The sequence below is a fragment of the Bacillus amyloliquefaciens DSM 7 = ATCC 23350 genome (assembly GCF_000196735.1).
Taxonomy (GTDB): domain Bacteria; phylum Bacillota; class Bacilli; order Bacillales; family Bacillaceae; genus Bacillus; species Bacillus amyloliquefaciens.
This window is the reverse complement of sequence record NC_014551.1, coordinates 3,871,300-3,891,274: the sequence shown is the minus strand read 5'-3', so window position 1 is coordinate 3,891,274 and position 19,975 is coordinate 3,871,300. Positions and strand designations below refer to the sequence as shown.

The 19,975-nt window shown below is 38.7% G+C and carries 18 protein-coding genes and 3 pseudogenes; 8 read left to right on the top strand and 13 right to left on the bottom strand.

Annotation, left to right across the window (positions count from 1 at the left end; translation table 11 throughout):
- Positions 1-7 precede the first annotated feature (7 nt).
- From BAMF_RS39960 to BAMF_RS39940, 5 genes and pseudogenes are all read left to right on the top strand, one after another.
- A pseudogene (locus BAMF_RS39960) lies at positions 8-1,030 on the top strand (XdhC family protein).
- The gene (locus BAMF_RS39955; protein ID WP_013354190.1) at positions 1,027-1,641 is read left to right on the top strand and encodes an NTP transferase domain-containing protein; all 615 of its coding nucleotides are present in this window, start codon (positions 1,027-1,029) and stop codon (positions 1,639-1,641) included. Before BAMF_RS39960 ends, BAMF_RS39955 begins: the two are co-directional and overlap by 4 nt.
- A 5-nt stretch (positions 1,642-1,646) precedes the next feature.
- Entirely contained in the window at positions 1,647-3,977 is a 2,331-nt protein-coding gene (locus tag BAMF_RS39950; protein WP_013354189.1) for a xanthine dehydrogenase family protein molybdopterin-binding subunit, read from the top strand.
- Entirely contained in the window at positions 3,964-4,806 is an 843-nt protein-coding gene (locus BAMF_RS39945) for an FAD binding domain-containing protein (protein ID WP_013354188.1), read from the top strand. The genes BAMF_RS39950 and BAMF_RS39945 overlap by 14 nt, the downstream gene beginning before the upstream one ends.
- Positions 4,799-5,284, top strand: a complete 486-nt coding sequence (locus BAMF_RS39940) for a (2Fe-2S)-binding protein (protein WP_013354187.1) — start codon at positions 4,799-4,801, stop codon at positions 5,282-5,284. Before BAMF_RS39945 ends, BAMF_RS39940 begins: the two co-directional genes overlap by 8 nt.
- Positions 5,285-5,324: 40 nt before the next feature.
- On the opposite strand, the gene fbp is transcribed toward BAMF_RS39940, so the two are convergent.
- From fbp to BAMF_RS39885, 12 genes and pseudogenes are all read right to left on the bottom strand, one after another.
- Positions 5,325-7,250 carry a fructose-1,6-bisphosphatase gene (fbp, locus tag BAMF_RS39935; RefSeq protein ID WP_013354186.1) on the bottom strand — a complete coding sequence of 642 codons (1,926 nt, stop codon included), beginning with the start codon at positions 7,248-7,250 and terminating at the stop codon, positions 5,325-5,327.
- A gap of 230 nt (positions 7,251-7,480) precedes the next feature.
- Positions 7,481-7,891: a DUF421 domain-containing protein gene (locus BAMF_RS41060; protein WP_076983292.1), complete on the bottom strand. Its 411-nt coding sequence runs from the start codon at positions 7,889-7,891 to the stop codon at positions 7,481-7,483.
- A 60-nt stretch (positions 7,892-7,951) separates the two neighbouring features.
- Positions 7,952-8,005, bottom strand: a pseudogene (locus tag BAMF_RS42145) (hypothetical protein); the annotation flags it as partial.
- Positions 8,006-8,252: 247 nt separating this feature from the next.
- The gene (locus tag BAMF_RS39925; protein WP_013352389.1) at positions 8,253-9,746 is read right to left on the bottom strand and encodes a phospholipase D-like domain-containing protein; all 1,494 of its coding nucleotides are present in this window, start codon (positions 9,744-9,746) and stop codon (positions 8,253-8,255) included.
- A 352-nt stretch (positions 9,747-10,098) separates the two neighbouring features.
- A pseudogene (locus BAMF_RS39920) lies at positions 10,099-10,606 on the bottom strand (DUF421 domain-containing protein).
- 115 nt (positions 10,607-10,721) lie between these two features.
- Entirely contained in the window at positions 10,722-11,582 is an 861-nt protein-coding gene (locus tag BAMF_RS39915; RefSeq protein WP_013352388.1) for a DUF421 domain-containing protein, read from the bottom strand.
- Positions 11,583-11,611: 29 nt separating this feature from the next.
- A complete protein-coding gene (locus BAMF_RS39910; protein ID WP_009336483.1) occupies positions 11,612-11,818 on the bottom strand; it encodes a DUF1657 domain-containing protein in 207 nt (68 codons plus the stop codon).
- A gap of 11 nt (positions 11,819-11,829) precedes the next feature.
- The gene (gene spoVAE / locus BAMF_RS39905; protein WP_013352387.1) at positions 11,830-12,180 is read right to left on the bottom strand and encodes a stage V sporulation protein AE; all 351 of its coding nucleotides are present in this window, start codon (positions 12,178-12,180) and stop codon (positions 11,830-11,832) included.
- On the bottom strand, positions 12,177-13,196 hold the full coding sequence (gene spoVAD, locus BAMF_RS39900; protein WP_013352386.1) for a stage V sporulation protein AD: 1,020 nt from the start codon (positions 13,194-13,196) through the stop codon (positions 12,177-12,179). Before spoVAD ends, spoVAE begins: the two co-directional genes overlap by 4 nt.
- The gene (gene spoVAC, locus BAMF_RS39895) at positions 13,196-13,675 is read right to left on the bottom strand and encodes a stage V sporulation protein AC (RefSeq protein WP_013352385.1); all 480 of its coding nucleotides are present in this window, start codon (positions 13,673-13,675) and stop codon (positions 13,196-13,198) included. The genes spoVAD and spoVAC overlap by 1 nt, the downstream gene beginning before the upstream one ends.
- Before the next feature lie 17 nt (positions 13,676-13,692).
- Positions 13,693-14,166 (bottom strand): YhcN/YlaJ family sporulation lipoprotein, encoded by a 474-nt coding sequence (locus BAMF_RS39890; RefSeq protein WP_009336487.1) that lies wholly within the window; start codon positions 14,164-14,166, stop codon positions 13,693-13,695.
- A gap of 81 nt (positions 14,167-14,247) precedes the next feature.
- Positions 14,248-14,454 (bottom strand): DUF1657 domain-containing protein, encoded by a 207-nt coding sequence (locus BAMF_RS39885; RefSeq protein ID WP_013352384.1) that lies wholly within the window; start codon positions 14,452-14,454, stop codon positions 14,248-14,250.
- Between the two features lie 484 nt (positions 14,455-14,938).
- Here BAMF_RS39885 and BAMF_RS41615 point away from each other — a divergent pair, with 484 nt between their 5' ends.
- Both BAMF_RS41615 and BAMF_RS39875 read left to right on the top strand, forming a co-directional pair.
- Positions 14,939-15,079, top strand: a complete 141-nt coding sequence (locus BAMF_RS41615; protein ID WP_013354185.1) for a hypothetical protein — start codon at positions 14,939-14,941, stop codon at positions 15,077-15,079.
- Positions 15,080-15,480: 401 nt separating this feature from the next.
- Positions 15,481-15,933, top strand: coding sequence for a hypothetical protein (locus BAMF_RS39875; RefSeq protein ID WP_041481646.1), 453 nt, complete (start codon positions 15,481-15,483; stop codon positions 15,931-15,933).
- A gap of 249 nt (positions 15,934-16,182) precedes the next feature.
- On the opposite strand, the gene BAMF_RS39870 is transcribed toward BAMF_RS39875, so the two are convergent.
- A complete protein-coding gene (locus BAMF_RS39870) occupies positions 16,183-16,758 on the bottom strand; it encodes a recombinase family protein (RefSeq protein ID WP_001169292.1) in 576 nt (191 codons plus the stop codon).
- Positions 16,759-16,905: 147 nt separating this feature from the next.
- Between BAMF_RS39870 and BAMF_RS39865 the strand changes: the two genes are divergently transcribed.
- Positions 16,906-19,872, top strand: coding sequence for a Tn3 family transposase (locus BAMF_RS39865; protein WP_000684982.1), 2,967 nt, complete (start codon positions 16,906-16,908; stop codon positions 19,870-19,872).
- The last annotated feature ends 103 nt before the right edge of the window (positions 19,873-19,975 follow it).

Genomic DNA, 19,975 nt, shown 5'->3' with positions numbered 1-19,975 from the left:
AATCAAAATGGATGATATACACCGGATTTTGGATGTCATCGCGAATTCTGCAAAACCTAAGGTACTGGCTACCATCATTAAAACAGAGGGGTCCGCTTATAAGAAAGAAGGCGCCTCCATGTTAATTTTAGGGGACAAAACAAGAGTCGGAATGTTATCCGCCGGTTGTCTGGAAGACGATCTTGCTGAAAGGTCAGAGCAGGTGTGGGCTGCGGGAGAGCCGTTGATTGTTCACTTTGATATGAGTGCGGAGGACGATTTATCCTGGGGGCAGGGCGTTGGCTGTAACGGTGTTTTGACGGTTTTACTTGAGCCTGTCAAAGGGGAATTGGAAAGACATCTGCTGACAGTCAAGAAATGTTTAGATGGAAAAAAGTCTGTGACCCGAGTGAAACGATTCACGGAAACGTTAGAGCCAAAGGAAGATATGTATATAGCTGAAGACGGCAGCGTGTTTGGAACCGGGGATTTTATGGAGCAAGTTCAAAAACTGAAAAACCCCCTTTATGATACGGAAAAGGGAATCAAAAAGGATGAACATACATCTGATTTATTTTTTATCCATCAGATGATTCCAAAACCTTGTTTATATGTTTTTGGAGCGGGCGAAGATGCTAAGCCATTGGTTTCTTTGGCGGCTGGTACGGGCTTTCATGTGACGGTGATTGACTGGCGTCCTGCTTTATGTCATAACGGCCATTTTCCTGCAGCCGGCCATTTGATTGTCGGAGTATTGGAAGAAGTAATGGAGGGCCTGAGCATTACACACAGGGATTTTATTATCATAATGACACACAGCTTTCAAAAAGATCGGACCATTTTACATAAATTCAAAGATGAAGATGTGTTTTATAAAGGTGTATTAGGCCCCAGAAGGCGTACGGAACGCCTATTAGGCGGGGCTGAGATTCCGGAGGATATTCATTCCCCTATCGGACTTTCCATTGGCGCATAAGGCTCTGAGGAAATTGCCGTAAGTATTGTTGGCGAGATGATCAAAAAAATGCGAAAACAAGGGTCTGTTTTATGAAAACAGCAGCCATTTACCTGGCAGCCGGTACAAGCAGACGTATGGGGACGGATAAGCGAAGTTTATTTCTCAATGGAGTTTCTCTGGGAAGTATAGCGCTTAAAAATACCTTGTTATCTAAATTAGATCATATTTTCATTATCACCAGAAAGGGAGATTCACTGCATTGGCTCTCGGCTTTTTTCTTTTTAGATCCTATGGTAAATAAGTGGAGCCAAGTAGAATGCGAACAAGCGGATAAGGGCCAAGGCCACTCCATACAATGCGGGTTAAAAAGAGCGTTAGAGTATGAGGCTGACGCTGTTATCATTCTTCTTGCAGATCAGCCATTTGTCACCGCAGATATCATCAATACGTTAATTGATTCCTATCAAAAGGAGCACCGCTATTCATTTATTGCTGCTGAAAATCAACATCTTCCTATGCCCCCAATCCTATTCTCCAAACAATGTTTTCCGCTATTGCATCAGTTAAAGGGAGACCAAGGCGCTCGGTATGTAATCCGTAAAAGTAATACGGGAAAAATGATCAGCTTTCAAGACCCTTTGCTTTTTTATGACGTAGATACAGTTGAAGATTATACTCTGCTGCTGAATAAATTCGGGGAGTGAATGAGTTGGGGTATATCGGGAAAAGTGTTATTCGAAAAGAAGCCCTTGAAAAAGTGACAGGTAAGGCGAAATATACAGATGATTTTCAAGAAACAGGTGCACTGCACGCGAAAATGCTGATCAGTCCATATGCTCATGCCGATATTGCATCTATTGACTTTTCAGAAGCTTGGAAGATTCCCGGAGTAATAGCGATATTGGGGGATGAACCTTTTCCGCTCGTCGGTGAAGAAATTAAAGACAGGTCGCCGATTGCTTATAAAAAAGTCAGATACCACGGTGAGCCGGTTGCTGTTGTTGTTGCGGAAAATCCGATCATAGCTAAAAAGGCAGTGCATGCCATCAAGGTGTCCTATCAACCTCTTCCCGTCGTAAATTCTCCCCGGGAGGCCTTCCAAAAGGATGCTCCCCTCGTCCATGAACATTTGGACCGTTATGAGAAGAAGGAAGGTGTTTATCCCGTTCCGAAGACGAATATCGCAAACCTGGATAAAGTCAGAAAAGGAAATATTGAAGTCGGGTTCAGGGAAAGTCATGTGACAGCAGAGTTCAACATTTCCTTTAATCCCTCTGATCACGCTGCTATGGAAACAAGATGCTCGATTGCTGAAATTCAAGCTGATGGGGACATTATCATTACAACATCCTCTCAAGCTCCTTTTGCCATTAAAAAATTAATGCAGTGGTATTTTGGAATAGAACCCGGAAAGGTTATCGTCAAAACACCTTTAGTAGGAGGGGCATACGGGGGAAAATCAGCGGTTCAGTTAGAGGTTATTGCCTATTTGGCATCAAAAGCGGCTGGAGGCCGGGCCGTAAAATTATTTAATTCGAGAGAAGAGGATATGATTACGTCTCCTGCTCATATAGGATTGGATGCCATTGTAAAATTAGGCGCAACAAAGGATGGAATCTTAAAGGCGGCAGACATTCAGTTTTTATTTGATAGCGGAGCATACTCTGATAAAGGAGTTGACGTCAGTCGAGCCGCAGTGGTTGATTGTACGGGTCCATACGCAATCGACCATGTATGGTGTGATTCATATTGTATGTATACGAATCATCCATATCTCAGTGCATATAGAGGCTACAGTCATGCTGAAGTTTTATTTGCCTTTGAGCGAACAATGGATGTATTGGCGGAAAAGCTGAATATGGACCCGTTGGAACTCCGCTATAAAAATGCCATTCGTCCCGGTGATACGACCCCTACTCAAGTTCTTCTCAATTCAAGCACGGTCGGAAATGTACCAAAATGTATTGAAAGATTGAAGGAATTAATGAATTGGGATGAGGGACAGAGAATTGAAATCGATGATCGGAAGATACGGGCAAAGGGGATCAGCTGTATTTGGAAAACGTCAACATTTGATACAAATGCAACTTCAGGGGTTATTTTAACCTTTAATCCTGACGGAAGCATTAATTTGATGTCAGGGGTAGTGGAAATTGGCACAGGGACAAAAACAGTGTTAGCCCAAATCTTAGCGGAACGAATGAAAATGGATATAAGTAAAATTCACGTAAAAATGCTTATAGATACACAAACAACACCTGAGCACTGGAAAACCGTAGGCAGCAGAGGGACTTTAATGGGAGGAAGAGCCGTACTGAATGCGGCGGAGGAAGCCATTCGAAAGCTTAAGGCCGTGGCATCATGTGTTTTAAGAGTTCCTGTCGAGGAATTAGAAGTGGCTGATGGAAAGGTTTATTTTTTAGATAATCCGAATGTGTATGTTGACATAAAAGACATCGCTTACGGATATACGTTTCCAAATGGAAATACCATTGGCGGGCAAATTATGGCGAGCGGCAGCTACACATTAACCCGGATGACGAATTTAGACCCGGAAACCGGAAAAGGAAAGCCGGGACCCGAGTGGGCTGTAGGTGCTCAGGGAATTGAAGTTGAGCTGGATAAACGGGATTATACGTATCGAATTACAAAAGCTTATTCTGTTGTGGATATAGGAACTGTATTGAATGAAAAAGCTGCATTGGGTCAAGTGATGGGGGGGATGAGTATGGGAATCGCATTTGGAGGAAGAGAAACCTTTGATTTTGATCCATATGGAAGAGTATTAAATCCTCAACTTAGAACATACAGACCCCTTCACTATGGAGAGCAGCCTGAATATATCATTGAATTTGTTGAAACCCCGCATGTTATTGCGCCTTATGGAGCACGCGGCGCAGGGGAACATGGACTGTTGGGGATGCCGGCAGCATTAGGAAATTGCCTTTCTGCCGCTTTAGGTGTCCAATTGAATCAGCTCCCTCTCATTCCCGAACAATTATGGAGGACGCAAATGGGGTGGAAAGATGATACCGTTTGATTTTGACTATTTTAAACCGAAGACCATTCAAGAAACAACTAATCTATTTCACTCTCTTGCGGCCGAAAAGAAAACACCAATGTATTATTCCGGCGGTACAGAAATTATAACGTTAGGAAGGCTGAATCTCATCTATACGGATGCGGTGATAGATATTAACGCACTTCCGGGATTTCATACCATTGGTTTTTATGAAAATGATCTGGTAATCGGAGCGGGTGTGTCATTAACGAAAGTGGAGGAAGAAAATCCATTCCCGTTATTAAGTAAAACAGTGAGTGAAATTGCGGATCGGACGACTCGAAATAAAATCAGTCTGGGCGGAAATATTTGCGGGAGCATCTATTACCGTGAGGCCGTGCTGCCGTTGCTGATTTCGGATAGTTTGATAGGGATTGCAGGGAGAGCGGGGCTTCATTACCATTCTATAAATAAAATATTTAACAGGGAAATACAACTGCAAAAAGGAGATTTTTTATTTCATATCGTTATAGACCGGACGTATACAGACTTGCCATTTGTCAGTATAAAAAGAAGACAGCAGTGGAATGTCGGATATCCATTGGTGACAGTTTGTGCACTGAAAAAAGATGAAAAGATTAGAATGGCCTTTAGCGGCGTATGTCCATTTCCTTTTCGTTCTGTTGAAATGGAGGCTATGTTTAACGATAAAAGCTGCTCATTAGAAGAAAGGGTACGCAGGTCTTTACAGTATCTGCCGAAACCTATTCTTGATGGCGCAGAAGGCTCAAGCGACTATCGAATATTTGTTTTACAGCATACAATCTTAGATGCCTTATATGAATTAGAAGGAGGTCCACATGTCTGATCCTATTACATTGAAAGTAAATGGCCAGGAAAGACAGATTACTGTCAGACCGGCCGATACTTTGTTATATGCCCTTCGTCTTCGTCTTGGGTTAACTGGTTCAAAGCCAGGCTGCTTAAATGGTGATTGCGGCGCCTGTACGGTTTTAATGGATGGGATACCGATGAAATCTTGTTTAATGCTTGCGGCAGAAGGTGAAGGAAGGGAAATTACGACAATTGAAGGCCTCATCAATACGCCAATTCAAAAGGCCTTTGTTGAAAAATTTGCGTTTCAGTGCGGTTATTGTACGCCGGGTTTTCTAATGAATTGTCATGCTTTAGTGAATACTGAGCCAAATGCAAGTGATGAAACGATAAAAAATTGGCTGGAGTCCAATATTTGCAGATGTACGGGTTATAAGGAGATTGAAGAAGCTGTTAAATCGGTTTTAAATAAAGTGGAAGGGTCTCAGTATGACTGTTACGGAAAACCGTAAAAAAGAGCCCAGAGAATCACCTCTGAACCCTGAAAATTTCTCACTTCATATACCGATACTCCCGCAGTTTCTCCAAAATAGCCACTTCCTTCAGCAGTTCCTCGCCAACATTCGTTTCTTTTACTTTCTTCCGCTCCAGCTCTTTGTCGACTAAGCGTTTCACTGTTAAGACGTCGGTTCCGGTGCTCAGCACTTCGGCCTTTGAGTTAAAGTGTTTATGGGCGACGAGCTGCATGCCGTAAGAGTTGTATAAGAGCGTGTAGCCGGCGATGCCTGTTGTGGATTGGTAGGCTTTAGAGAAGCCTCCGTCGATGACGATCATTTTTCCGTTTGCTTTGATCGGATCTTCGCCTTCGATTTCTTTTACCGGTGTATGGCCGTTGATGATATGGCCGTGATCCGGGTTGAGACCGAACTCTTTCAGGATGTTTCGGCAGGTTGCCTCGTCTTCGCGCAAATAGTAATACGGGTTTTTCTTTTCTTTATGCGTTTCTTTCTCTTTAATGAAATACCGCTCAAAGGTCGTCATGGCGCGTTTTCCGAAGAGGGAGGAATACTCGCCTGTCCATAAATACCAGACCATGTCTGTCGCCAGATCATCGGTTTCTTCCGGGTGGGCGAAGGCATTCCGTAAGAACCGTTCAAATACATCGAGCAGCTCACGGCCCGCATAGGCTTTATCCTCAATCATCATCGTTTCCATGCTGCCGTTTTCGTCGACAGGAATACAGCCGTGAATCAATAGGTTGCCGTTGTATTTTAAGTAAAGGCTGCCTTTTTTCATCATAAAGTTCATATGGCGGCCCAGCTTTTCGGAATGCTGAACAGAGAACAGCAGCTTGTCCATGACTTCCGCTTCTTCCTCTAATAGCTCATCCGGCTGCTTTGGATTAACCGTCGCAAAGCAGGTGTTTTCCAGTTGATATGTTTTTCCGTTCAGCGTGATTTCATTTCGATCATAATCAATCTTTTCCAGTAACAGCCGTTCCTCCATGTTAAAGTTCGGCCGTCTCTTGATAATCGGGCTCTCAAGCTTGAATTGGATCATCGCGATCGCCTGATGAATTTTTGTGATTTGCTTAATTTCATCTTCTGGTCTGTTTTCATCCGCTTTCGGGCGGAAAGACGGGTTATCATCATAATATTTTTCGGCCAGGTTCAAGAGCGGTCTCAGGTTGATGCCGTAGACGTCTTCAATAATATCCAGGTTGTCATAGCGGGCACAGATGCGGATAATATTGGCCAGGCATACCTTCGAGCCGGAATAGGCGCCTATCCAGAGAACATCATGATTCCCCCATTGAATATCCACTGAATGATAGTTGATCAGTTCTTCCATAATTTTATCAGGCTGGGGTCCGCGGTCGTAAATATCGCCGACAACATGCAGATGGTCGACCACCAATCGCTGCGTGCTGTATGCAAGACCGGTGATCAGCTTATCGGCTTGGCCGAGCGCAATGATTTGTTCTATGATTTCGGAATAATATTGTTCCTTGTTGGCGGCTTGTTCTGTTTTGTACAGCAGCTCTTCAGAAATATAAGCAAATTGGGCAGGCAGCGCCTTGCGCAATTTGGAGCGGGTGTATTTGGAAGAGCAATAAGAAACGAGCTTAATCATTCGATGAATCGTTTCTTCATACCAATCGTTTAATGCTTCTTTTGTATCAAAGTCATGTTTGATTAATTTGAGTTTGTCTTCCGGATAATAGACCAATGCTGCCAGTTCATCAATTTCTCTATCGTAAATGACACCGCTGAAAATATCGCGGATCTTCTCTTTTACTCTTCCTGAACCATTCCGCAGCACGTGCTGGAATGCCTGATACTCCCCGTGCAAATCACTGACGAAATGCTCGGTTCCTTTCGGCAGGTTCAGTATTGCTTTCAGATTTATGATTTCTGTGACCACTTTTTCTTCACAATCGTATTTTTGTGCGAGCAGATCTAAATATTTCGTTTCCAATCTCGTCCATCCCCTTTTTATTTACGAGCATTTACATGATAAGGTGAATTTGGGGTAGCGTCAGGAAAATGCGGATTTACAACGTTAAGGAAACCAAAATATAAAAAGTCTAATTTCTCGGTGTTATAAGTGAAAAATTAGGCTTTAGTTACTTCATTAAAGCGCCTGATTGTTGAAGACTAAAGTTTATATTCACCAAGAAAATTGATGTGCTCTTATCCTAACAAATTTTATTTAGGACTTACATGTATGCCTTCACTCTCTCGCCAATCTGCGTAAAGTATACGCTTTACATTATCATATCCATTGGTAGTTAATTGGTTATCTAACCACTGTTGATCAAATCCGAGTTCATGTAAATTATCCCATAAAATTTCCCCATCTATAATTAACGATGTTGGGAGGTCTACTGGACTTTCTGGAAGATTGAGATCTGGTTTTTGATACTTGGATTTTAATAATAAACTTATTTGCCCATTAGCTTCCAATATACCGTATTTGACTTCGCGAACTGAAAAGACATTATTTTGACGGAGTATACTCAATACTTGATTTACATCTCTGTCCATAACACCATCTCGAATGATGATGTTAGGATTGCCTAATAAGAGAGAACGTGTCGATTTATTTTTTAGAGTCATAAACTCTATTCCCAACATAAGAAACGTCCACAATCCGATGGCATATAAAAAATGAAAAATCCCTACCTTATCTTCATAAATGTTATTTCCTAAAAAATCTCCAAGTACTAACACAAAAACTAAGTGAAACGGGGTTTAACTGATAGATGGATGTTCTGCCTGTTATGATAATGATAAAAAATAAAGTTGCAAAACCTACTATGACTTTGATTGTCAGTAAACCCAAAAAAACTTCACCCAAAATTTATTCCTCCATTTTATATTTCACTCGATTTCAAAAATCCTCATGTTTTAAAATATTTATATTACAACATGTAAGCTAATTAAAATCAGAAAGATAAATAATACCGGTTTTTTCAACTTATAATAATGGAGAAAGCACGCGAGCACCCTGTTCAACAATGCGCTCGGTCAGGGATCGTTGCAACAAGTCTTCAATTCTTAATGGTACAGAATCAGTAAGATCCCTCTCGAACTGCTCTGTGAGTTCCCTTGCCACATCAGCACTGTACACGACTTGACACACCTCATAATTCAGGCGAAAACTTCTCATATCATAGTTTGCTGAGCCTACGGCAGCAATCTCCTCATCGATGGTCAACACCTTCGCATGTATCATTCCTTTGTCGTACTGGTAGATTTGAACTCCAGCTTCTATAAGTTCTCCGTAATAAGTACGGCTTGCAAGACCCACGATTTTTTGATTATTGTGGCGAGGAACCAGCAATCTTACACGGACACCACGAGTTACTGCTGTCTTTAATGCCATGATAATATCCGTTTCTGGTACAAAATAGGGTGTTGTTAAATCAATAGTCTTGGTCGCCTGTGTTATACATATAAAGTAAGCTTGCCGAATGACTGGGGTAGGAATTCCAGGGTTTCCTTCCAACGTATGGATATACGCTTTATGCAATGTCCTAGTTTTTCCGGATATGTCCATTTCTTTATCATCAAGGGTGCTCAACTCTGATCCCAATTCGGCTGACCATTTGGAATGATCTGCTCTGCCGATTGAATTGATTTTCGTTACCTCTGATTTTGTTTTCAAATTTGTTTTTGATTTTATCCTTTCCGGCACAGCGATTTCCCAATGAACATCAAAAACAGTCTGCAAGTCGCCTGTTGCTTCCCCTATAATTTGCAAATGAGTGTCCCTCCAAAATCCTACGTCTGGCTTTAATCCTGTATATTCATACCCAACGTTCATACCGCCAGTAAAGGATTCCTTTCTGTCAATCGTCACAATCTTACAATGATCCCGATAATTCCAATTGGACAAAATCCAGGGAAATCGCAGAGGAAATATTGTCCTGCATTCTATCCCTGCTTCAACCATCTGCCGGATTTTTTCACGCGGGAATTTATAACTCCCCAAGCTATCTCTCATAAAACGAACCTGCACTCCATTTAATGCTTTTTCGATTAGCAGTTCTGTGATTCGATTACCAATTTGGTCGTTCCGATAGATGAAATATTCCAGATCAATGGTTTCTTGGGCTTTTTGCAGGGATACAAGGAGTTGATCATATTTTGCTATCCCATTGTTAAACACTTGGACTTGGCCCATTCGAAGCCCATTCACAGTGAAATGCCGTAAAGCATTGGCAATTACCGATGCTGAAGCACCGAATGTCTCAGGTAATTTGTTAGATTCATTTTTAGAACAGGTCAATCTTTTTCGATGAATAAACCTAGGGTTTGATATGCTAAGATATAGCCAGAAACCAATGACAGGTAAAAAAAGGACGATTATTATCCAATTCAAAGCCTTGGCAGGCCGACGAACTTCCCAAATTGCTATGAATAAGATAAAGAACGTATTTAACAGGTATAGATAAAAAATCCACTCCAACTGGAATCCCTCCTTCTGTTACTCTTAACATGTACAAACTATGTAACCAGTATACGTATGGAATATGAAGGGATTGTCTGTTATATATTATGGACTACCTTTATAAGAACTTGTATAAGATATTAAGAACGAAAAAAAGAGAATTAAGGTTGGGAAAGTTCTGACATCAAGAAAGGCGTAATGATCTGGGCACTGTCCTAACTAGAGACTTAGTGATTTTGAAAATTACCATCTGGTAAATTCCTAAATATAGGTATAATTTTTTATAAATTTGGAAAATGAAAGTGGTAAATGCAACAAGAAGTAAATAAGAGAAAACATTAATTTATATTGGGAGGAAATCGTCTTAAAATTAGTCGTTAACATCTTTTTTGTTAATGGTTAATGAATGATCGGTATCTCTAACAGCAGCATAAAAAAAATCTTTGATTTGAAGATATCCCTTTGCCTTTAGTTCTTCCTTTAACCACTTTTCATTTTTGTTGATAAATTTTAATTTACGCTTTTGCACTTTCCCTTCAATGACAACGGCTATGGGTAATCCGCGGTATTCCACTTTCATATGTAAATCTTTTGGAGTAATAGGAACTAATTCTTTTCTTGGAAAAATGCTAATTTCACCTGTTGCTTCCAAAATCGCATATTCATTATCGTGAATATCCGGATATCCTGTTGTTCTTAAATTAGACAACAGCTCAGGTAAAGGATATCTACTTTCCTTTAACTTTCGATTAAGATAAAAAAAGAATCGCTCCAAAATCATGAGGGGTAAGTTGGGCTAGAGCTGATTTCCCTAAAATATTTACTGCTACAATAAACACAATATAGATAAAAATAACTTTAACTAAAAAAATAGACACTTCTAACACCTCGTAAAAAAATTCACCTTAGTCCGAAATTGGACTAAGGTTTTTAAACTTATTTCAATTAAAAATGGTATCTTTTTTTCGTCATGTATGAATCTAAGCTAAATCCTTATCCTTTTAAAATAGGGGTCACTTTATCAATGGCTTCTTGTAATTTTTCACTGTTTAACCTATACATTTGTTTGGCGTCTTTTGATTCCGTTCCAAGAGCAAATAGTTCTAAGTCTGCTTGACATTTTTTCAAGGTTGAAAGAATTAAGGGTCTTTCTTGTGGGGGTGCGACTTGTAATTTATCGTCAAACAGATCAATCGTTAACTCTCCGTAAGAATTAACCTGTCCCAGAAATACATTTTCAATCGTTACCCCTAGTTTTTCTAATTCAGTTTGTAGCCAAGCCCGACTTCGTCCAATCGTGGCTAGTGGTTCATCCATTATTGTACCATCCATAATAATGGTCTGAGGCTCCTTGATTGAAGCAACCTTCAAGTTTATATCCTTTGCTGTTAAAGGTTGATTTTCTTTCTTTAGCATCACAGATAAATCACCTGTTGCCTCTAAAACAGCAAATTCTACATCAGAGACTTGAAAGACATCCTTCTTGCGAAGGAGATCTAACAGTTCATCTGTCGTATATCTTTCCTTTTTTAAATTATCTTCCATAATCTTCCCATCTTTGATAAATACAGTTGCTTTTCCTTCTATAAAATTGCGAAAACGTTTACTTTTTAATGAAATTAAACCAGCGAAAAAGGGAATAACCGCAAAAATGACAATTCCAATAATTCCGTGAAAAATGTTCCGTTCAAGTCCTATAGCCACTTCTGCACCAATATTCCCAATAGAAATACCGGTGACATATTCAAAGAAAGTTAGTTGGGAAATTTGCTTTTTCCCTAACCATTTTGTAATGAAAAGTAAAAGAGCAACAAATAATGCTGAGCGTACAGCTACATCTAACCATTCAGGCACTGCTTACACCTCCTGTAAATATAGTTTTTCTAGAAACCTTTGTACTGAAGTTCCTCTCCTTCTAGTTCTCCTACTCTTTTTTTTAAATCTTTTGTTACTTCGTGTACTACCATCATAGCCTCATGCAAAGTTCGCTTCGATTCATCATCAAGAGTCCGTAATGCTAAACTTGAGAGACTTGCTTCTACCCCTTTTAGACTGGCAAAACACTGTTTAACATCTGATCCTACTGTCATCCTAATTCTCCTTATCCTTTTGGCTTAAAAATTAAAGCTCCTATCATGCCGAAAACAATGGCAGCTGAAATACCAGAACTAGTTACTTCAAACATTCCTGTCAGTACCCCAACTAACCCATGTTTTTCTGCTTCCTGCATCGCACCATGAACAAGCGAATTCCCAAAATTTGTAATCGGAACGGTAGCCCCTGCCCCAGCAAAATCAATCAAAGGCTCGTATAGTCCAAATCCATCTAAAAGCGCCCCAATCACTACAAGAGCACTTAAGGTATGACCTGGTGTCAATTTAAATACATCAAACATAATTTGCCCAATGATACAAATTAAACCGCCTACGACAAAAGCCCAAAAATAGATCATGTTAATTGTTCACCTCCGTATTCAATTGACACTGCATGGGCGATACAAGGAATTGTTTCATTTTGCTGAAAGGACAACGGTGAAAGCAAAGCACCTGTAGCCACAACTAACATGCGTTTAAATTCACCATTTTTCATGCGGTTTAATAAATGCCCATAAACTACCGTTGCTGAACAGCCTGCACCGCTTGCCCCTGCAAGAACGGGTTGTCCTTCCCGATAAATCATAAGGCCACAATCTTGGTATTGTTCTTCACTAATAGGAGTTCCATGCTTTTTAAATAGATCCATGGACACTTCCTGTCCGATTTGGCCAAGGTCACCGGTTACAATTAAATCGTAATAAGATGGCTCAACATTTCGTTCCTTTAAATGGGCTTCAATGGTATCAACCGCAGCTGGCGCCATAGCTCCTCCCATGTTAAATGGATCTGTCAATCCCATATCGATTACACGACCAATTGTGGCAGATGTGACATGAGGTCCTTCCCCAGAATCACTTAATAGGGCTGCACCTGCACCAGTAACCGTCCATTGTGCCGTAGGTGGCTTTTGTCCACCATACTCAGTTGGATACCGAAATTGTTTTTCAACAGCTGTATCATGACTGGAAGCTCCTGTTAACAAATATTTCGCTCCTTTTGTATTTACAATATAAGCACCTAGAGCCAGTCCTTCCATCGAGGTAGAGCAAGCACCGAATAAGCCAAAATAAGGCGCTCCAATCGTTCTGCTAGCGAAACTTGTTGGGGTGATTTGATTGATTAAGTCCCCAGCTAGGATAAATTGAACTTGATCCTTTTGTATGCCCCCTTTTTCCATGGCTTTTTGGCAAGCCTCTTCAAAAAGGATTTTATGTGCTTTCTCATAGGAATCCTGCCCAAGCCATAAATCAGCATGAAGAGTATCGAAATCATCTGGGATAGCACCATTGGCTTCAAATGGTCCACCAACGGTTCCAGTGGAGATAATGACAGGCTTTTGTTCGAAGATCCATGTACGATGACCTGCTAGCATTATAAACCACCCCACTGGATTAAAGTGGTTTTAATTAAGGCAATGACAAAAGCAGAAAAAACACCAAATAAAATAACCGCCCCCGCTAATTTAAATATGTTGCCACCTACGCCCAGTACAAATCCTTCGCTTCGATGCTCAATGGCAGGCGATATAACCGCATTGCCAAAACCTGTTACAGGTACAGCTGTTCCAGCCCCACCAAATTGGGCCATTCGATCATATACGCCAAAACCAGTAAGAAGCATTGTAATAAAAATTAACGTACCCACCGTCGGATTTCCGGCCGTTTGCTCAGTAAAATCGAAATAATAAATGTAAAAGTCTGAAATAAGCTGACCAATCAAACAAATAAGTCCACCGATTAAAAAGGCCTTAATACAATTTTTAACAACCGGTCTTTTGATCTCTCGTTGTTTTTGCAATTTTTGATATTCCTGTTGCACAGGAGTAAGTTGTTTCTTTTGATTGTTAGACATAACTCGATCCTTCCTCTTTAGGTTTGTTCCTTCATAAGACTTTTCAGTTTGTTCAAATCATTTTTTAAGTTCTTCTTATTCATATCGTTTTTTTTCAGTCTTTGCTCGACCTTTTCAAGTTCCCAGAATATTTTTTTATCAGTCGAAACAAAAACTTTATAGTCGGGATATTTTTTTTCTAAGTCGGATTTTACTGACTTCTCGATACTCTTTAATCGAAATCGATCAAAATTCTCAACTTTAATCGCTGCCATAAGCTCTTTATCAGTATTCACAGCTTTTACGTCTGTAATATCTTCCTTGGCAATTATCTTTTCTTTCGCATGATTGGCAACGGATTGATCAATTGGCTTACTTGTATGTACTTGCGAAATACCAAAAGTACTATTACCTTGAATAAATTCATTTTGATTACCATTACATCCTGATGCGAAACCAATGACCATTATAATAAAAAGTAGGTTTTTCAATGTGGTTATTTTATCTTTCAAAAAAATCACCTCCATGTTTTTCCATTATTTGAACAGCTGAAAAAGGTTGGTTAAGAGGCCAACCTTTTTTCGCCTTACTAATTACTGTTGTTTGTATTGAGGTTCTTCTTGTTCGATTTGTTGAACACGTGGTTCAATGCTGTCTACAACGGATTGGGTTTGCTTAGCTGCATCTTGGTAAAGTTGCTTAGCTTGTTGATTATCTGTACTAAGAGCAAATGTTTCAAAACTTGCTTGAGCACTTTTCAATCCTGCTAGAGCTGTTTTAACGTCATTTATTACTGTCATGATAATTTCCTCCTTCTTGAATTTTTTTTTACTCTTTTATTTTGCTTTATGGAGAATTTTTTATTCAATGATTTTTGGGAAATTTAAATCTAAATTATTTTTGACGTATAGCTCCATTTTTTCGATAATAACCCCTTTTCCATATCCCCATCATTTCTTCTATTTCTCGTTGACAGCAATAGCTCTTATAACTTTTCATTTTTTCTTTTCTCAACTTCAATTTCTTTTACACCCCTACCTTTATAAAATAAGATGATTGTATTTCCTGAAAGGACTAATATTTTTCCCATTTTTCGGATATTGTCCCAAAGTTTTAAGAGTTTCTCCCTCTTAATCATCCTATTTATGGGTATTTAACATTGAAAATGTAATAACAAAGATAAACGCATGCATTTGTCGCCGTATTAAGGTTTGTCTAATACATAAAAAGGAACTGTTTTGTTATTAAACATCAAATTTTTCATACATTTTAGAAGGTGAAAAAATGACAACAAAACAAAAAAGGAAATCCTTTCAACGTTTAACGTTAAAACCAAAAAAGGACATTGAAGAAATAAAACTTGGGATTAAACTGGGAGAAAAAAAGGAAACCAAAAATCCGAGATTGGGCGAAAGAGATGTATAGCTATATTTGATGGGGATTAATACAGAATTACAGGTAGGTGACATTGTCAAATTAAAAGTTGAAGATGTGAAAGGGAAAAATTCTTTTATATTCTGGAAGGCAAGACAACAAAAAACAGAAAGTAAATATTAGTATGCTATCTAATAGAATTGATAAAAAAATTGGATACATAATTGTTTCAAACTGGTAGAGACCATATGTATGAGCAGCAATTAATGTTCCATATTTTTCGTGGGTCAGGCAAACTCTTGTTCATCTAGACAGTAGGCTGATTGATTATTGATGCTTCTTTCTTAACAAAACACCTAAGTGATTCTCTGTGCATATACTGTATCATTACTACAGGATTATGATTAAATACAACTCAATCCATACATAAAATAATCAAGGAGAGGTTAATTTTGAAAATTCCAAAGACAGCCAAAGTTAGTATCCCCTTTCCATCCGTATGGGGGATTGATGCTTCTATTGCGGGGAGATCCATTATTAGAGGTATACTTACCATTGATTCCATTGTAGACAACAAAGTAGTAGGTACAGTTAATTTTCGTGGTATACCTATTCCGATTAATGGGTATTGGGACGAAAGCGCTAAACAAATAAGTTTCGATTCACCATATGCCTCCTTTTTTGGCAACTTGACAATAATTGATGAGACCGCTATAAGCATTCGGCATTTCATTTTAAGTGGACGGTTTATAATGAAACCTCCCTCTTTGCTGGCTGGTGAATACGGAAATTGGATTGCTACAACCTTTACAACCCGTTTGGGACCTCCCATATATACTAATGTTTTACCACCTGCTGGTGCCTTTACAGTCTCAAGTATGCTCTTGGGACAGCAATTGTTTTAATTAGACCATGACTTTATAAAAACAACCTTCCTTTGTGACTAAGGTTGTTTTTTAAAAGTGTTCTCGAAAAATACAGCCTTGCTTTAAATCTGAGTTTAGCGTATATCTCCGTTAAAATGTACTCGGAACCCTTTGATGATCGTGCCTAGTTAGATAAACAAATATTGATACTTCCTTATAGAAATAGCCTGCTTGGTTAGGTACGTTGTTTCACAATCCCCGGAAATTTTTAATATAAGTAATGAATGCTTATTTTTTTCCTTCCGATAGCTTTCTATATAAAGAAGCTCTAGATACATTTGTAATTTCACAAATTTGATTTACAGTCATATTTCCTTCTTTATATAGCTTTACTGCATAATTCATTCCTGCGTGATTTTTATGATATTTCTTTAACCGTCCTTTAAACTTCCCTTCTTTCTTTGCGAGCTCAATTCCTTCACGCTGACGCATACGAATAAGGTCTCGCTCTAATTGGTTAACACCAGCCATTACCGTAATTAAGAATTGGCTATATGGATTATCTTCTGATAAATCTAGCCATGTATCCTTAAGTGATTTTAAGCTTGCCTTTTTATTTCGTATTAAATCAATCAATTCAAATAAATCTTGCGTACTTCGAGTGATCCGAGTTAAATCTGTAACATAAATAATGTCACCTTCCTGTAAATCCTCTAACATTTTTTGAAGTTGTTCACGATCTTTTGTGGCTCCTGAAATTTTTTCTTCATAAATAATATCCATTCCAATTTCGTTCAATTGCCGAAATTGCCTTGAAGGATTTTGGCTAGTCGAACTGACGCGTACATAACCGATTTTCTGCAAAATTTCACCTCGTTTTTGAGACAAGTCTTATGAGACACTCTTAACTATGATTTTATCAGTCTACTATACTTGTATCAATAGAGTACACTCTATTTATATATAATTGAACTAATTAACTGAATAATTATGGAAATGGGATGATACTGAATGAAAATTGCGAGAGGTAGAGAATTGCTTACACTGGAACAGAGGCAGGATTTTATGCAAATCCCTGAAGATGAATGGATATTGGGGACCTACTTCACTTTTTCCAAACGGGATTTAGAAATAGTTAATAAGCGAAGGAGAGAAGAAAACCGTTTAGGGTTTGCTGTTCAATTAGCTGTTCTTCGGTATCCCGGTTGGCCATACACTCATATCAAAAGCATCCCGGAATCAGTCATACATTATATATCGAAACAAATCGGTGCCACTCCATCTTCGATTAGTCTTTATCCTCAAAGAGAAAATACACTTTGGGATCATTTGAAAGAACTTCGAAGTGAATACGACTTTGTAACTTTTACTCTAAGAGAATATCGAATAGCATTTAAGCATCTTCATCAATTAGCTTTTGAAAATGGCGATGCCATACATCTACTACATGAATGTATAGATTTTCTAAGAAAAAACAAAATCATACTGCCTGCTATTACTACACTTGAAAGAATGGTGTGGGAGGCAAGGGCAATGGCTGAAAAGAAACTGTTTAATACTGTTAGTCAATCTCTTACAAATGAACAAAAAGGAAAGCTTGAAGAGATCATTACTTCGCAGCATCCATCCGAATCCAATAAAACGATATTGGGTTGGTTAAAGGAACCGCCGGGTCATCCTTCACCCGAAACATTTCTAAAAGTAATAGAACGACTCGAATACATACGAGGAATGGAATTAGAAACGGTACAAATTAGTCATTTGCATCGCAATCGCCTGTTTCAACTATCTCGCTTAGGCTCAAGATATGAGCCATATGCATTCCGTGACTTTCAAGAAAATAAGCGATATTCGATATTAACCGTCTATTTATTACATCTTACTCAAGAGTTAACGGATAAAGCTTTTGAAATTCATGATAGACAAATACTTAGTCTGTTATCAAAAGGCCGTAAGGCTCAAGAGGAAATTCAGAAACAAAACGGTAAAAAGCTGAATGAGAAAGTTATACACTTTACGAACATCGGACAAGCTTTAATCAAAGCAAAAAAGGAAAAATTAGACGTTTTTGAGGTTTTAGAATCCGTTATCGAATGGAATTCTTTTGTCTCTTCGGTCGAAGAAGCTCAGGAGCTTGCACGCCCTGACGACTATGATTATTTAGACTTACTGCAAAAACGATTTTATTCACTTAGAAAATATACGCCAACGCTATTAAGGGTATTGGAATTTCATTCTACAAAAGCAAATGAGCCACTTTTACAAGCTGTTGAGATTATCCGTGGAATGAACGAATCCGGAAAGCGAAAAGTGCCTGATAACTCACCTGTGGATTTTATTTCAAAACGTTGGAAAAAGCATTTATACGAGGATGATGGTACAACAATCAATCGTCATTACTATGAAATGGCTGTTTTAACAGAACTTCGGGAGCATGTTAGGGCAGGAGATGTTTCCATTGTTGGCAGCAGACAATATAGAGACTTTGAAGAATATTTGTTTTCAGAAGATACATGGAATCAAACGAAGGAGAATACAAGATTATCAGTTAGTTTATCATTCGAGGATTATATGACGGAGAGAACCAGCAGCCTTAACAAAAGGTTAAAGTGGTTAGCTACCAATTCCAACAAGTTAGACGGGGTTTCTCTTGAAAAAGGAAAGCTGTCAATTGAACGCTTAGAAAAAGATGTTCCAGAAGAAGCAAAAAAATTTAGCGCAAGCCTGTATCAGATGCTACCAAGAATAAAATTAACCGATTTACTGATGGATATTGCTTATATAACAGGATTTCATGAGCAATTTATTCATGCTTCCAATAATCGAAAACCGGATAAAGAAGAAACAATTATTATTATGGCTGCTCTTTTAGGAATGGGAATGAATATTGGTTTAAGCAAAATGGCTGAAGCAACACCCGGACTTACATATAAGCAATTGGCCAATGTATCACAATGGCGCATGTATGAAGATGCAATGAATAAAGCCCAAGCCGTATTAGTAAATTTTCATCACAAATTGCAATTGTCCTCCTATTGGGGAGACGGTACAACATCCTCGTCCGATGGTATGAGAATGCAGATAGGCGTTTCATCGCTACATGCAGATGCAAACCCACATTATGGAACTGGAAAAGGAGCCACCATCTATCGTTTTACAAGTGATCAATTTTCTTCTTATTACACAAAGATTATTCATACTAATTCAAGGGATGCGATTCATGTTTTGGATGGTTTGTTACACCATGAGACGGATCTAAATATAGTAGAGCATTATACAGACACGGCTGGTTACACAGACCAAATATTCGGACTGACCCATTTATTAGGATTTAAATTTGCTCCAAGAATACGAGATTTATCAGACTCGAAATTATTTACAATAGATAAGGCAAGTGAGTATCCAAAATTAGAAGTCATTTTACGTGGACAAATAAATACAAAGGTCATTAAAGAGAATTATGAGGATGTTTTGCGATTAGCTCATTCTATAAGGGAAGGAACAGTTTCAGCATCCCTTATTATGGGGAAATTAGGTTCTTATTCAAGACAAAACAGCTTGGCTACAGCCTTACGTGAGATGGGCCGAATAGAAAAAACGATCTTTATTTTGAATTATATTTCGGATGAATCATTAAGAAGAAAAATACAAAAAGGATTGAATAAAGGAGAAGCCATGAATGGACTGGCAAGAGCTATTTTCTTCGGAAAACAAGGAGAGCTTAGGGAACGAACCATACAGCATCAATTGCAAAGAGCCAGTGCCTTAAACATCATTATCAATGCCATCAGTATCTGGAATACTTTACATCTAACAAAGGCAGTTGAATATCAAAAACGGTCAGGTAGTTTTAATGAAGAATTATTGCACCATATGTCACCTCTAGGTTGGGAACATATTAATTTACTTGGAGAATACCATTTTAATTCGGAGAAAATGGTCTCGTTAGATTCTTTAAGACCCTTGAAACTTTCTTAACGTTGTTAAAACTGGGGGAATAGTCGGGGAAATGGGCTTAGCGTTGTAAATCCGCATTTTCCTGACTGTACCCCAATTTAAAAGTATGACATTATGATTAAAT